The 13,870-nt window shown below is 67.4% G+C and carries 11 protein-coding genes and 1 tRNA gene; 3 read left to right on the top strand and 9 right to left on the bottom strand.

The genetic code is table 11. The features are described 5' to 3' along the window. Positions 1 to 9: 9 nt before the first annotated feature. Complete coding sequence (locus JMT67_RS04680; protein ID WP_201462808.1) at positions 10 to 1,515, bottom strand: exopolysaccharide biosynthesis polyprenyl glycosylphosphotransferase; 1,506 nt, start codon at positions 1,513 to 1,515, stop codon at positions 10 to 12. 123 nt (positions 1,516 to 1,638) lie between these two features. On the opposite strand from JMT67_RS04680, the gene JMT67_RS04675 reads away from it, so the two are divergent. After that, positions 1,639 to 1,730, top strand: a tRNA-Ser gene (locus JMT67_RS04675). A gap of 62 nt (positions 1,731 to 1,792) precedes the next feature. On the opposite strand, the gene JMT67_RS04670 is transcribed toward JMT67_RS04675, so the two are convergent. From JMT67_RS04670 to JMT67_RS04650, 5 genes are all read right to left on the bottom strand, one after another. Further along, the gene (locus JMT67_RS04670) at positions 1,793 to 2,581 is read right to left on the bottom strand and encodes an acid phosphatase (protein ID WP_201462807.1); all 789 of its coding nucleotides are present in this window, start codon (positions 2,579 to 2,581) and stop codon (positions 1,793 to 1,795) included. A 20-nt stretch (positions 2,582 to 2,601) separates the two neighbouring features. After that, positions 2,602 to 4,173, bottom strand: a complete 1,572-nt coding sequence (locus tag JMT67_RS04665) for an alkaline phosphatase D family protein (RefSeq protein ID WP_201462806.1) — start codon at positions 4,171 to 4,173, stop codon at positions 2,602 to 2,604. Then, the gene (locus JMT67_RS04660; protein ID WP_233455797.1) at positions 4,170 to 5,480 is read right to left on the bottom strand and encodes a metallophosphoesterase family protein; all 1,311 of its coding nucleotides are present in this window, start codon (positions 5,478 to 5,480) and stop codon (positions 4,170 to 4,172) included. Before JMT67_RS04660 ends, JMT67_RS04665 begins: the two co-directional genes overlap by 4 nt. Before the next feature lie 61 nt (positions 5,481 to 5,541). Then, on the bottom strand, positions 5,542 to 7,767 hold the full coding sequence (locus JMT67_RS04655) for a TonB-dependent receptor (protein WP_201462805.1): 2,226 nt from the start codon (positions 7,765 to 7,767) through the stop codon (positions 5,542 to 5,544). Between the two features lie 268 nt (positions 7,768 to 8,035). Then, positions 8,036 to 9,286: a TetR/AcrR family transcriptional regulator gene (locus tag JMT67_RS04650; protein WP_201462804.1), complete on the bottom strand. Its 1,251-nt coding sequence runs from the start codon at positions 9,284 to 9,286 to the stop codon at positions 8,036 to 8,038. 252 nt (positions 9,287 to 9,538) lie between these two features. On the opposite strand from JMT67_RS04650, the gene JMT67_RS04645 reads away from it, so the two are divergent. Together JMT67_RS04645 and JMT67_RS04640 are read left to right on the top strand one after the other, a co-directional pair. Next, positions 9,539 to 9,976, top strand: a complete 438-nt coding sequence (locus JMT67_RS04645) for a DUF2231 domain-containing protein (protein WP_183217041.1) — start codon at positions 9,539 to 9,541, stop codon at positions 9,974 to 9,976. Further along, positions 9,973 to 11,262: a PQQ-dependent sugar dehydrogenase gene (locus tag JMT67_RS04640; RefSeq protein WP_182713485.1), complete on the top strand. Its 1,290-nt coding sequence runs from the start codon at positions 9,973 to 9,975 to the stop codon at positions 11,260 to 11,262. The genes JMT67_RS04645 and JMT67_RS04640 overlap by 4 nt, the downstream gene beginning before the upstream one ends. A gap of 21 nt (positions 11,263 to 11,283) precedes the next feature. On the opposite strand, the gene JMT67_RS04635 is transcribed toward JMT67_RS04640, so the two are convergent. The 3 genes from JMT67_RS04635 to JMT67_RS04625 form a co-directional block, all read right to left on the bottom strand. Next, entirely contained in the window at positions 11,284 to 11,889 is a 606-nt protein-coding gene (locus tag JMT67_RS04635; RefSeq protein ID WP_182713484.1) for a biliverdin-producing heme oxygenase, read from the bottom strand. A gap of 68 nt (positions 11,890 to 11,957) precedes the next feature. Further along, a complete protein-coding gene (locus JMT67_RS04630) occupies positions 11,958 to 13,124 on the bottom strand; it encodes a glutathionylspermidine synthase family protein (protein ID WP_201462803.1) in 1,167 nt (388 codons plus the stop codon). Positions 13,125 to 13,127: 3 nt separating this feature from the next. Next, entirely contained in the window at positions 13,128 to 13,868 is a 741-nt protein-coding gene (locus JMT67_RS04625; RefSeq protein ID WP_201462802.1) for a PspA/IM30 family protein, read from the bottom strand. Positions 13,869 to 13,870: the final 2 nt, after the last annotated feature.

The following is a 13,870-nucleotide window of genomic DNA, read 5'->3' as shown; positions in this document are numbered from 1 at the left end:
GTTTCTCGCTCACCTGACGGCGGCCCGGTCGCCCAGAAGAACGGGCACGGTGACCAGGAGAATCCACAGGTCCAGCCAGAAGGACTGGCGCTGGATATAGTCGATGTCCAGCTCGACCCTGCGGCGCACCTCGGCCTCGGTGTGGACCGGGCCGCGCGAGCCTTTGACGGCGGCCCAGCCGGTGATGCCGGGCTTGATGCGGTGACGGTGGGCGTATTCGGCCACCATAAGGGCGGATTCGGTCTCGCCGGTCTTCATGCCGATGGCGTGGGGCCGGGGACCGACCAGAGACATTTCGCCGGACAGAACATTGAAGATCTGGGGCAGCTCATCCAGGCTGGTGGCGCGGATGAAGCGGCCGACGCGGGTGACGCGGTCGTCGTCGGCGGCCACCTGGCGGCTTGCGGTGGCGTCGGCGGCGGCATGGCGCATCGAGCGGAACTTCCACACTATGATGGCCTCCTGGTTGAAGCCGTGTCGCCGCTGGCGGAAGAAGATCGGCCCAGGACTGTCCAGACGCACCGCCAGGGCGATCAGAATCATCAGAGGTGCCGAGGCGATCAGGGCCAGGCCGCCGATCACCAGATCCTGAAGCCGTTTGACGAAGGCCCGGCGCTCGTCGCTGGGCGTGTTGCCGAGCGGCGCCAGGCGGCCACCGGCCAGCCGCTTGAGCGCATCGTCGCGGCCGGCTTCGGAATCGACCAGGATGGCCACGGGCGTGGGCAGGGTCTCCAGCCGACGGGCCAAGTCGCGCCCGCGCGGCCCGGCCTCAGGGTCGATGGCCAATACGATATGATCGACATAGGGCAGCATGCGGTGGCTCAGCAGGGCGTCGGCCCGGCCCAGCACGGGCACTCCGGCCAGCCGGCTGGGCGAACGCGCCAGCCGATCGTCGAACACGCCCAGGACGTTCAGGTCCCGCCGCTCCAGCGCGCGTTCGATCAGGGCCTGGGCGTTTCGGGTGGCTCCCACGATGACGATGTTGGGCGACAGGGCGCCCTGGCGGCGCCAACGCCCGACCAGGATCAGCCACAGACCGTGCAGACCGGTCAGGGCCGCCGCCGCCGTCAGGCCCCAGGGGATGACCGGACCCAGGCCGTCGCCTTGCAGCGCCCAGCCCACAGTCACGGCGGCCGCCATCGCCAGCGCCAGGGCCGCGAGCACCGCCGCCAGATGGACCAGGGGCGACCGCTCCGGCTCGAATCGATACAGGTCCAGGCCGCGCAGCAGGGCCAGAACCGTCGTCACTCCGACGGCCAGGGGCAGGACGGCGCCGACCGGCAGGATGCGCAGATCAATCGACTCCAGCGCCCACAGAACGACCGCGGCCAGGCCGACGGCGACCGTCACGTCGAGGGCGCGAAACCAGTGTGCGGCCAGGCGTACGCTGGAGCGACGGCGCGCGTTCAGCCAGACCTCGGGCCGGAACGGACCCCGCTGGGCGCGCGCCTCGCCCGCGTCGCCCGGCGGCGTCGCGGCGGCGGTCGCGGCGAGAGAGGAGGCGCAGTCAGGCATGGATATCCGTGGCGTCGTACAGCCGCCACCCTGCACGCTCGGCCCTCTATGTGACGTTAACATCGTCGTTTCGCGCGAAGCGGATTGCACGACGCATCAGGCTCCGCTATCGAGCCCTTCGCTGGAGACGTGGCCGAGTGGCTGAAGGCAACGGTTTGCTAAATCGTCGTACCCCGTAAGGGGTACCGAGGGTTCGAATCCCTCCGTCTCCGCCACCTCCTTGGAAGCATGAGTGAAACGGAAGCTCGCCCCGGAGCTGTTCGCCTGCGTGAAGTCGTCAACGCGCCGCTTCTAGACGCGCCGCCTCCAGTTCGTTGCGGGCTATGCTGAAGTCGGCCTGGAAGGCGGGATTCGCCTTCAGGGCGGCGACCAAGGCGGCGCCGACCAGGCGGCCGGCCTCGACGTCGCTGGCGTAGTGGACGCCGCAGATCATTCGGCTGTCGCCATAGGCCAGGCCGCGGGCCAGGACGGCGTCGGCGCGGTCCGGCGCCATTTCAGCCAGGACCAGGGCCCAGGCCCAGCCCAGGGCGGCGTGGCCGGAAGGATAGGAGCCGCTGTTCGCCAGCCAGGGTTCGGGCGGGAAACAGGTTTCGGCCGGTTCCGTGACGAAGGGACGTGGGCGGAAGAAGCCGCGTTTGGCGGGGGTCTGGACGATCTCAAGGTCCCCCAGCATCCGGCCCAGGAGCCGGGTCAGGGTCGGCATGCGCGCGGGCTCGAACCGAATGCCGAGCGCCTCGTCAAAGACCCGAGGCGCGGTCGGCGTCTCGATCTCATTGTCGGCGCGGGCCTGATCCCAGCGGGGCGTGTCCTTCAAGGCGCGGGTGGCGCGGTACCGGTCGACGTCATCCTGATCGCGCAGCGACCCGGCCTCCGGCGGGGGCGGCAGGAAACGGGAGGCGTCAGGGGCCGCGCCTGCGGTCAGATAGCCCTTCGGGTGATCGCGGAAGCCGGTCCAGAAGGTCGGGGCGGGAGAGGGGCTGGAGGCGCATCCGGCCAGCACGATCAACGGGGCGAGCGCCAGGGCCGCCGCGACGGCGCGGCCGCGCAGGGACAGGATTCGAATCATGAAATCAACTCTGGACGGGATCAGGCCGGTTGGGCCCCGGGGCGGCCATCCTCGACGACCCAGCGATTCAGGGTGGAGATCGACGCCTTGGGATCGCGCACGTCGCTGATCGCCTGATAGCGGGTGATCATCCGCTCCGGGGTGACGTCCATCGCCATATAGCCGCGCACGCGGCTTTCGAAGAAGCGGATGTGCGGATTGGCCGGCATGGCCGCCATCAGCCCCTCATAGGGCGGGCCGCCGGAGGTGATGGAGGTGCCCACAAACTCGGTCGCCACCACCGGCGAGGTCTCGTCGCGGCTGTCCAGCAGGACGTCATTGGTCCAGAAGGAGTGATAGTCGCCGGACAGGACCACGGGATTGCGCGGCTTCAGCTGATGCAGGGCCTGGGTCATGCGGTCGCGAGCGGCGGGGAAGCCGTCCCAGGTGTCGGTCCAGTAGCGGGTCTCGCCATTGGGGTTTTCGAACCGGAGCCCGGCCATGACCAGGTCCTGGCCCAGGATGGTCCAGCGCGCGTCGCCGCCCCCGAGACCGTCGTACAGCCAGCGTTCCTGGTCGAAGCCCAGGAAGGTGCGCGACGGGTCGGTGCGGTCCAGGCACAGGCTGTCGGGCACGATCTGGCCCTTGGCCCCGCCTTCATCGACGCAGGCGCCGCGCGACCGATACTGGCGTCCGTCCAGCATGAAGAACTCGGCCAAACGGCCGTAGCGGACGCGCTTGTGAATGGGCATCTGAAGCCGGCGGTCCAGCCGCGTGCGGCGGATCGGCATGGCTTCATAGAAGGCCTGATAGCCGGCGGCGCGGCGGCGCAGGAAGTCGTCGGGCCGCCCGCCCTCGTCGGGCCAGACGCCGGAATAGTTGTTGAGCACCTCATGGTCGTCCCAGGTCACCAGACAGGGAGCGGCGGCGTGAAGACGTTGAAGGTCCGGATCGGTGCGGTGCAGGGCGTAGCGGTTGCGATAGCCGGCCAGGGTGGTGGCGTCCTCAAAGCCGTAGTGTCGCACCACATTGGCCGCTCGCGCGCCGGTGCGGGTGTATTCGTAGATATAGTCGCCGAGGAACAGGGTCAGGTCCGGCGCCTCGTCGGCCATATAGCCATAGGCGCTGAAATAGCCGACCTCCCAGTTCGAACAGGAGGCCACGGCCAGTTTCAGCCGATCCACCTCGGCGTAGGGCGCCGGCGCCGTGCGCGCCAGGCCGACGGGGCTGCGCTGACCGGCGGCGGTGAAACGGTACCAATAGGGGCGGCCGGGAAGCAGGCCCTGGACCTCGACATGGACCGAATGGGCCTCGGCGAGCTGGGCCGTGGTCCGGCCCGCAGCGACGATGCGGTTGAAACCTTCGTCGGCGGCGACCTCCCAAAGAACCTCCATCGGATCGCCCAGCCCGCCCATGCCGTCCGGCGCTATGGGATCGGCGGCCAGGCGGGTCCACAGGACGAAGCCGTCCGGCCAAGGGTCGCCGCTGGCGACGCCCAGGGGGAACAGATCGGCGGCGCCCGCCTGGGCCCGGCCGAACTGGAGGACGACCGGCGCGGCGACCAGCCCCCCGATCAGGGCGCGGCGCGACAGTGGATCGTTCAGGCCGATCATCGCCCGGCCTCGTCGGCGCCGGGGCCGAAGCGGGTGCGGAAATCTTCCAGGCGGATGACGAAGTCGTCGGCGGCGACAAAGGCTTCGTCGGTCATCTGGGGCTGTTCATTGGGCTTGTAGCGACGGGCGTATTCGGCCTGGTCGGACGCATAGACCCCATAATAGGTCGAATAGGTGCGGACTCGCACGGTCGGGACATCGCCGCCCATGTCGAAGATCATCAGCCGCAGCCAGCCGTCGCCGATCCCCGGCGCGCGGCCCGGCGCCAGCCCGGCGTCGAGCGCCGTCTGATTGCGGTCCTGATAGTCGGACAGAAGCTGATAGACGGCGCCGCCCTGTCGATTCAGGTCGGTACGGAAGGCCTGGCCGTTATGATGGCCGCTCAGCACCATGAAGATCTGCGGATTGCGGCTGATCAGCTTGTCCCACACGCCCTGGGCGCTGTTGTCGAAGGGATCGAGGGCGTTCAGATCGACCACCGGATGGGCGCGGCGCTGGCCGGTCTTGTCGATGAAGTCGTGGGTGGTGATCAGGGTCGGCAGGCCGGCGTGGGCGTGGATGACCGCCTCCGCCCATTTCAGGCTGGCGTCGGACGGCGCCATCTGCAGGCCGATATGCAGGAAGCGATAGCCGCCCGCCTCGAAGACCTGGGCGCTGTCGGCGCCGTCGTCATGAGAGGCCACATACCAGGGCCGGTCCTTGAAATATTTCGAGGTCGCGCCGAAGGCCTGGGTGAAGGCGGTCAGGCCGCCGATGTGGATCATGCCCAGACGACGCAGGTCGCCCGGCGGCGCCGTCAGGTCCTGGGGCCACTGCTCGTCCCACCATTGGCCGTCGTAGTCGTGGTTGCCCGACACGACGGAGAAGGGCAGGACGCCGTCGATCCGGTCGTAGGCGGCGACGGAGGCCGGGATTTCGACATTCCGCACGCCGTCCGCCCAGGCCGCGACGCCCGCGCCTGCCAGCGCAGGGCGAGGGCGGAAGCCCCGGGCCGCGTGGTCCGGGTCAATTTCGATGATCGGGTGCTGCCAGACATCGCCCACGGCGGTCGCGAAGACGATGTCGCCGCCGCGCGACACGGCGTTGTCGGCGATGAATTGAAGCTGCTGATCCATCAGGTCGCGGGCGTCGAAGGCGAAGCCCTCCGCGCGCTGATGGGTGAAATCGACGTAGTTCTGAGTGTCGGGAATGACGGCGATGGTGAACCGCTGCGGCGCCGGTTCGGCCCTGACGGCTCCGGCGGTCAAGGCGGTCAAGGCGGCGAGGGCGGCGGCGGTCCCGCCCAGACGTTTCCAGGGGAATTGCAAGGCGTGTCTCTCCCAACGAAGAAGGGCGGGCTTCGGCCGACCGACCGAAGCCCGCAAGGCGTCAGTACCGATAGCTCAGGCGCACGCCCCAGGTGCGGGGCGGGTTCGGCGAACCGGTCGAGGCCGAGATGAAGCGATTGCGCGACTCCTCGGAATAGTCGTCCGTCAGATTGTTCACATAGACGCCCAGGGCGTAGTTCCCGTCCATCGGCCGCACCGTCAGGCCGGCGTTGACCAGCCAGAAGGAGTCGATGATCGAGTTGGCCGAGGTGCTGAACTTCTCGTCACGGAAGGCGTAGTTGGTCTGGGCCTCGACGCCCCAGTCGCCCATCCGCCAGTCATAGGCGATCGAACCCTTGTAGTCCCATTTGGGGAAGGGCAGACGTTCGCCGGCGCGGTCGCTGTAGACGATGGTGTTGTACTCGCCCGTCACCTTGTCGCGCGCCGCCTCCGTCGCGGCGCTGTTGACGAAGAAGAACTCGTCATACTCCCCGTACTTGTAGGCCAGGGCCTGGGTGATGGTCAGGTTGGGGAGGGGCCGCCAGACGGCCTCGATCTCGGCGCCCTGGATGTGGGACTTGGGCACGTTGATCATGCGGCCCACGCGGCCCGTGCGGGTGTAGAGGATGCCCTGCAGCTGCTGATCGCGATAGTCGTAGTAGAAGGCGGCGGCGTTGAACTGAAGCTTGCGCTGGAAGAAGCTGGACTTCAGACCGGTCTCATAGGCGATCAGCTCTTCGAATTTGAACGGCTCCAGCTGGTCCGGCAGGCCGCTGTTGTAGGTGGTGAAACCGCCCGACTTCACGCCGCGCGAAACATTGGCGTAGGCCAGGATGTCGTCGCTGACCGTGTATTCGACGCCCAGTTTACCGGTCCACTCGCCCATCTCTTGCGACTTGGAGGTGGTGGCCCGGACGGACGGCGTGGGGGCCAGAACCTCGGTCTTGAAGTTGTTCAGGTCGCGGGTTTCATCCTCATAGCGCAGGCCGCCGACCAGGGTCAGACGGTCGCTCAGTCGATAGTCCAGATTTCCGAATACGCCGGTGGTCTCGACCTTCTGGCCGTAGGTGGTGCTCATCCAGAAGGCCAGGCTCTTGGCTTCGGAGAAGTCGGAATAGAAGCCGCCGCCGACGGATTCATTGGCGTGATAAACGCCGGCCAACCACTGGACCCGACCGCCGGCCGGCGAGGCCAGGCGGACCTCTTGGGACGAGGTGTCGATGTCGTTGAAGAAGAAGGTGCCCGCCTCGTTCGATGCCGTGGCGTCCCAGTCGTTGAACTCCTTGCGGTCGAAGGTCTCGTAGCTGGCGATGGCCGTCAGGGTCGCCCAGTTCAGATCCTGGTTCAGCCGTAGGCTGACGCCCTTGCCCTCATTGTCCCGGAAGGGCTTGGCGTTGGGCGAGGCGCCGATCAACTGAGCGAAATAGGGCGAGATGCCCCAGCCGGTGATGCGGTGATCGGTGTCGATCGGATAGACCCGCCCGCCGCCGGCGGTGAAGGGGGTGGTGATCAGACGCAGGCCCCGCCCGTCGGACTCGTCGCGGCTGTAGTGCAGGTTCAGATTGACGTCGGTCTGGGCCGAGGGACGCCAGGTCAGGCGCAGGCGCGCGGCCTTGGTGTCCTTGTCGCCCAGGCTCTCGCCGGTGTCGCGATTGTACTGCCACGCCCCGCCCGATTCAGCCGCGACCGAAAGGCGGGCGGTCAGGGTATCGACGACGGGGCCGGAGACATAGGCTTCCATCTTGGCCGCGTCATAGCTGCCGTAGCTCAGGTTCAGACCTGCGGCGACGTGATCGGTGGGGGCGTTGGTGATGACGCTGACCGCGCCGCCCGTCGTGTTGCGGCCGTAAAGCGTGCCCTGTGGGCCGCGCAGCACCTCGATGCGGGCGATGTCGTACAGCAGCCCTTGGGTCATCACGCCGTAAGGATAGGCGACTTCGTCCACATAGATGCCGACGGTCGAGGTGTTGTTGGCGGCGTAGTCGGTCAGGCCGACGCCGCGGATGCGGAACTGGGGCTGGCCGCCGCCCAGCTGGCTGTCGACCTCCAGGCTGGGCACGGTGTTTTCCAGATCGTTCACGGTCTGGATGTTGCGGTCGTCCAGCGTTTCGCCGGACACCACGGTCAGGGCCAAGGCGACCTTCTGCGACGATTCGGAGCGACGCTGGGCCGTGACGATGACGTCATCGACCGAAGCCGTTTGAGAGGCGGTTTGGGTTTGGGCGGAGGCGGGCAGGGCCGCCGCCGTGAGGACGGCGACCGAGGCGCCGAGAAGAAGACGTTGCATGTTGACCATCCATCGGGCGACGCGCGGGGCCCCCACCCTCGCGTGTCGATGTGTTGCTGAAGGTCGTCGAACAGCCGTTTGGTCGCCTCCTGATCGAAGCGGGCCCTGACCCTGGGGAGAAGTCCGGCCGCATCGTCGCGTGGAAAAACAGATGTTCGACAACGATGCGGCATTAGATTGCGCGCGCAATGCTTTTATGAAGCTTGTTAGAACTGTTCTTGTCAGCCGCAGTTAGGGCTGAGTGCGCACGACGATAACGTGTGTTCTGTCACGTGCGGCGCGCAACCAGCCGGGTTGCGGCCGCCTTGAGCGCCGCCTCATCGAGGGGCTCTCCGCTCGCTCGAGCGGTCAGGGCGGCGGCCTTGATCCAGAGGGCGAACCGCGTCGCCGCCAGCCGATTGAGATCGAAGTCGGCGGGCCAGACGCCGGCCTGATTGTAATAGGTGCCTCCGCCTTCGGGACCGCGCAGCAACATGGCCAGGTCACGCAGCGCGGGGTCGCGCCGCGCCTCCATGCACACGCCCGCGATCAGCCTGGCGTATCGGACGTAGAAGCCCTCTGCCCGGGGCGCGATGGCGACTGTCGGCGCCATGAGTCGCGCCCAACGCTCCAGGTCCGCCGACGCCGGGTCGCCTTCTGGACGCTGACCGGCCAGATACAGCGGCATGTCGCGGAAGACGCTGTGCCAGACCGCGTCCAGGACGAAGCGGCGCATGTCGGGCCAGTGATAGGCGATGGTTGAGGTCGAGGTCCCCGCCACAGCGCTGACGGACCGGTTGGTCAGGGCCCCCAGACCCCGCTCCAGTATCTGATCCGCCGCGATATGCAGAAGCTTCAGCTTCATCGAGTCCGGTTCCAGTCCGGCCGCCGGCGCCTGGGGTATGATCAGGGTTTCCCTGTGCCATAGGGTCGCCGCCGCCGGCCTTTCGGTCTCGCCGAAGGCGCGATCGATGAGGCCGCCGAGACCTTCGGACGCGATCACCTCATAGTCTGCGCGTTCGCCCAGGGCTCCGGCGTAGAACTGCTCCATCGTGGTCCAGGCCACGATGATGGAGGCGAAGTCGACCAACCGGGGATCAGCCGCCAGATAGTCGGCCCACGCCGTTTCCCGCATCGCGGTCCAGCGCCGAATGAGATCGCGACGCTCGGCGCAGGCGTCTCCGTCGATCAACAGCGCCTCCCAGATCCGCGCGAAACCGGCGCTTTCGGAAGCGCGCAGGCGCAGATAGTGCCGCAACAAGGCCAGCAGAGCGTCTCGGCTGGGCGGCAGGCCGACGACGGGGGCGAAGAAGGCGGTGTGAAAGGCCGTGTCCTGCCGTAGCGCCTCTTCTCCCACCGCCTGGATCAGCCCGGCCTTCGATCCGAAGAGGTTGACGATGACCGTCGTGCTCTTGCCGACGGCGTGGGCGAGGTCCCGCATCGTCAGGCTGTCGAGCCCGTTGGCCGCCGCCTGGGCGATGGCGGCCTTGATGATCTGAAGGGCGTCGGCGGCCCGGCTGGGCGCTTGGACTTGAGACATAGGTTTCAATGAAGTCTCGATGATGAGCTGTCGAGTGCGCGGCGCGAGGTTCGGGGAAGACGGCCCTGTCTTCAGCGACGAAGCGTCGCGGACCGAGCGCGGCTTAATCTCGGATTGTGTAGCGGAGATGATGGCGCCGGCGACAGCCTTTCCGCCCAGGGCCGCGCTCCCTCGATGATCTGATGAAACCAAATTCCTCGACGGAGGATTGGGCTCGGACAGACGAAGGCTGGACGAGGAGATTGAAGGTCGATGATCGCCGCCACAGGGTCGGAGCGCCCCGCCCACAATCCACTCCACGCCATACTGTTGTGTTTTCCGATCGCCCTGTTCACCTCGGCCCTGATCAGCGACATCGCCTATCTGCGGACCGCTGAGATGCAGTGGTCGAATTTTTCGGCCTGGCTGATCGTCGGCGCCTTGGTGTTCGGCGGCGTCGCAGGACTGTGGGCGATCGTCCAGCTGGTCCTGGCCTGGCGCACCCCTCAGCGGCTGGCGACCCTGATCTATGTGGTCGCCCTGGCCTTGGCTTGGCTTTGCGGCCTGATCAACGCCTTCAAGCACAGCCAGGACGCATGGAGCTCGGTCGGGACCCTGGGCCTGACCCTGTCTGTCCTGTCCACCCTCTTCGTCCTTGTCGCAGGGTGGTTCGCCTATAGCGCCGCGCCGGTTCGGGGGATTGCACGATGATCAGACACCTTCTCGGCGCGACCGCCGTGCTCCTGGCCCTGACGGCTTGCAGCCGCAGTGATCCCAACCTCAGACAGACCGGTCCCAATCCCGATCTACCGGCCCAGAACCAGACCCTGGTTCCACCGATGAAGATCGCCGAGCCGGTGGGCTGGAACGGCGACCGGCCCGCCGTGCCCGCCGGCTTCGCCATCACGCCCCTGGCGACCGACCTGAAGATTCCGCGCCAGATTCTTGTTCTGCCGAACGGGGACATTCTGGTGGCGGAAGGGTCGGGCGGCCATGCGCCCAAGCTGCGTCCCAAGGACGTCATCGCCGGCCTCATCAAGGCCAAGGGCAAGAGCAGCGTGAAGGGCGGGGATCGGATCACCCTGCTGCGCGACGCCGACGCAGACGGACAGGCCGAACTCCGCACGACCTTCATCGACAATCTGGACGCGCCCTACGGCCTGGCCTTCGTGGACGGCGCCCTCTACGTGGCCGAGCAGGGCGCCCTGCTGCGCTTTCCCTATCAGCCTGGACAGACGCGGATCACAGCGCCCGGCGCGGTCCTGACCGAGCTTCCCTCGGCCATCAACCACCATTGGACCAAGTCACTGACCTCCAGCGCCGACGGCCAGACCCTTTACGTCGGCATCGGATCCAACAGCAATGTCGGCGAGCGCGGCATGGCGGTGGAGCAGGACCGCGCCGTGGTCTGGGCGATCGACCGGCAGACCGGCGCCCACCGCATCCTCGCCAGCGGCATCCGCAATCCGACGGCCCTGGCGATTGAGCCGACCACCAGCGCTCTCTGGGCCGTGGTCAATGAGCGCGACGAATTGGGCCCGCAACTGGCTCCCGACTATTTGACCTCGGTGCGGCCCGGCGCCTTCTACGGCTGGCCCTACAGCTATTGGGGGCAGAACGTCGATCCGCGCGCCCATCCGCAGCGGCCGGACAAGGTGGCCGAGGCGGTCAAGCCCGACTACGCCCTGGGCTCCCATGTCGCGGCCCTTGGCCTGAGCTTCGCCACCAACGGTGGTTTCGGCGGCGCCTTCAGCCAGGGCGCCTTCATCGGCGAGCACGGCAGTTGGAACCGCCAGGACCTGTCCGGCTATAAGGTGAGCTGGGTGCCGTTCAACGCCGGTCGTCCGGCGGGCCAGCCCGTCGATTTCGTCACGGGCTTCATCAAGGACGGCAAGGCGAGGGGACGGCCGGTCGGCGTCACCTTCGACCCTCAACGTCGCATCCTGCTGATCGCCGACGATCTGTCGAACACCGTCTGGCGGGTCGCGCCGCAATAAGGCGGAGACGGTCGGCGGGGTTCAGGCCGCCGCCGACTGATCCGGTCCGAGGTGCGCCTCCACCAGGGCGCGCACGCGGGCGAAGGCGGCTGTGGCGCCGGCCGTTGCCCGATCCTCTTGAGCCTGCGTCATCTCCGCCGCGTCCAGGGCGGCGGTGAAGCTGCGCCAGTGGTTGGCGCGACCGTCCGGAGAGGCGGCCAGATGCCGGGCGCCGAACGCCTCTGACAAGCCCAGGCCGGCCGCCGCCTTCAGCAAAAACGCTGCGCCCAGGTTCGATCCCTCCGCCACATACAGCCAGCCCAGCGCCGTGGGAATGTCGGCGATCTGATCCTCAAATACGGGGCTGTCAGACTCGACGCCGGGTTCGGCCTCCAGGTCGCCAAGGTCTGCGATCACCGCGTCATACCTTCGCCGCGCGGCCAGATCCGGGATCAGGGCCGTCAGAGCCTCGTTCTTATAGAGGGCCGCCACGTCGCGATGGAATATCTGCTGAATTCGCAGAAACTCCGCATATCGCGCGCGACTTTCGAAGGGGCGGGCGGCCATGACGGCTTCGTCCAGGCCCTGATGCACGCCTTGCGTCGCCGCCTTCAGTCTTTTGGCTCGGCTTGTCTCAGTTTCGATCATCAGCAGCTGCCATCCAGGCGTGGGTCTGAGAGTGGTTGCGCGGGCCGATCGCTGTTTTCGATTGAGCCTCAGTCACGGATGAAGTGCGGGACAAAGCGTGAGGTGTCGCGGGTGATCCGGCCCGCGTCCTCGCGCAGGCTCATGCCCGCCGGCTCGTCGCCGACCACCCAGGAGCCGACGATGACATGGGCGTCGTCGAACCGGGGGGTGTCGTGCAGGGCCTGACGGATGAAACCGCCCTGGCCGTAGCCGCCGTCCACGACTGCTTCCGCGCTGACGCCCCGGTCGATCAGTTCGACATTGGCGCCCTCGCGCGAGAACAGGGGCTTGCGGACGTAGGAATTCCCGAGAGTAGCCTGCCCCGGATCGCCCTCGAAATAGGCCTCCAGCAGATTGGGGTGGCCTTTGTGGCGTTCCCAAAGCAGGGGCAGGATGGCCTTGTTGGACAGGATGCTCTTCCAGGCGGGTTCAAGCACCCGGACATCGGCGGTCGGCAGGGGGGCGGCGTAGTCGTCGCGCAGCATCTGCTCCCAGGGATACAGCTTGAACATCGCCTGGATGATCCAGTTCTCGTGATCGACGAACCGGCCGTCGGCGTTCAGGCCGATCTGGTCGATGGCGACGAACTGGGGCTCAAGCCCGGCCTGCTGGGCCAGGTCTTCGAGGAAGCGCACCGTCTGGCGGTCTTCCACAAAGTCGGCGTCGGAACTGAAGTGGACGAAGCCGCCGTTCGGGAAAATGGTGCGGAACCGCGTGATCAGCTTTTCACTGAGGCTGTTGAACTGGTCGGCGTCGGCGGGCAGGACGCCGGCCCGGATCTGATCCTCCAGCCACAGCCACTGGAAGGCGGCCGTCTCGTAGACGCTCGTCGGGGTGTCGGCGTTGTACTCGTAAAGCTTGGCCGGACCCCGGCCGTCGTAGGCGAAGTCGAAGCGGCCGTAGAGGGACGGATCCCCGCGCGTCCAGCTGGCGGCCACATAGTCCCGCATGGGCTCGGGGATATCCAACTGCTCCATCAGCCGCTCGGACTGGACGGCCTCCTCCACCAGCTCCAGGCAGAGGCCGTGCAGTTCGGCGGTCGGCGCCTCGATCCCGTCCTCGACCTCTTCCATGGAGAAGGCGTAGGCCGCCGTCTCGTCCCAGTAGATCTCGCCGTTGATGTGGCGCCAGGTGAAGCCCAGGCGCTCGGCCGTGGCTTCCCAGTCGGGGCGGGGATCGAACCGCAGACGCTCCATGGATCAGGCCGGGTCCTTGTCGGGTGTGGCCTGGCCGATGCGGGGGGTGACCACGGTCACTTCCGGCTGGCTGAGGCGGGCCAGGACATCGTCGGCCGACGAATGACCGGGCAGGATGCCGGCCTCGCGCAGCTTGGCGTCCAGATCGGCGCCGGTGCGGCGATCTTCCAGGGCCTGGCTGGCGTTCAGCTTTTCTTCCTGGATGGCCTGGCGCTGCTTGATCCGTTGCAGGCTGTCCGCCGCCGAGCCGATGCGCGAATGGGCGCCGGCCGAGTTCAGGGCGACCGAGGTCTGGGCTCGCTGGACTGAGTCATTGACCTTGACGATGTCGATCTCGCGACGGAGCGTCTCGATCTTCTGGTCGGTGGCGGCGATGGCCGTGCGCAGACGCGTCTCGGCCGTCTTCATGTCCTCGATCAACGGGCCGCGGCTGGTGATCTCGACCTCCAGCTCGGCGATGCGGGCGGCGACCTCGCGGGCCAGGTCGGTCTTGCCCTGAGCCAGGGCGGTGCGGGCCGAGCTTTCGTACTTGGCGATCTGGTCGCGGAAGCTGGCCATCTCGTTTTCGGCCATGCGGCGACGCGCCACCAGGCCGGCCAGGTCGTCGCGCGCCTTGCCCTGGGCGTTGTCGGCGTCGCGGATTTCCTGATCGAGAATCTTCAGGGCGTTGGCGTCGACGACGCCCTGGGCCGCATCATGGGCCGTGCCGCGGAACAGGGCGGAGAGTTTTCTGAGCATGGACATGG

The organism is Brevundimonas aurantiaca, from assembly GCF_904830995.1.
GTDB lineage: Bacteria > Pseudomonadota > Alphaproteobacteria > Caulobacterales > Caulobacteraceae > Brevundimonas > Brevundimonas aurantiaca.
Note: the sequence above shows the minus strand (reverse complement) of the source record. Positions and strands in the feature narration are given on the sequence as shown.

What these genes read in the sequence shown, in the direction of transcription:
- JMT67_RS04680 (WP_201462808.1), bottom strand. Translation starts at nt 1,515, where the DNA reads ATGCCTGACTGCGCCTCCTCTCTCGCCGCGACCGCCGCCGCGACGCCG.
- JMT67_RS04670 (WP_201462807.1), bottom strand. Translation starts at nt 2,581, where the DNA reads ATGATTCGAATCCTGTCCCTGCGCGGCCGCGCCGTCGCGGCGGCCCTG.
- JMT67_RS04665 (WP_201462806.1), bottom strand. Translation starts at nt 4,173, where the DNA reads ATGATCGGCCTGAACGATCCACTGTCGCGCCGCGCCCTGATCGGGGGG.
- JMT67_RS04655 (WP_201462805.1), bottom strand. Translation starts at nt 7,767, where the DNA reads ATGCAACGTCTTCTTCTCGGCGCCTCGGTCGCCGTCCTCACGGCGGCG.
- JMT67_RS04650 (WP_201462804.1), bottom strand. Translation starts at nt 9,286, where the DNA reads ATGTCTCAAGTCCAAGCGCCCAGCCGGGCCGCCGACGCCCTTCAGATC.
- JMT67_RS04645 (WP_183217041.1), top strand. Translation starts at nt 9,539, where the DNA reads ATGATCGCCGCCACAGGGTCGGAGCGCCCCGCCCACAATCCACTCCAC.
- JMT67_RS04640 (WP_182713485.1), top strand. Translation starts at nt 9,973, where the DNA reads ATGATCAGACACCTTCTCGGCGCGACCGCCGTGCTCCTGGCCCTGACG.
- JMT67_RS04635 (WP_182713484.1), bottom strand. Translation starts at nt 11,889, where the DNA reads ATGATCGAAACTGAGACAAGCCGAGCCAAAAGACTGAAGGCGGCGACG.
- JMT67_RS04630 (WP_201462803.1), bottom strand. Translation starts at nt 13,124, where the DNA reads ATGGAGCGTCTGCGGTTCGATCCCCGCCCCGACTGGGAAGCCACGGCC.
- JMT67_RS04625 (WP_201462802.1), bottom strand. Translation starts at nt 13,868, where the DNA reads ATGTCCATGCTCAGAAAACTCTCCGCCCTGTTCCGCGGCACGGCCCAT.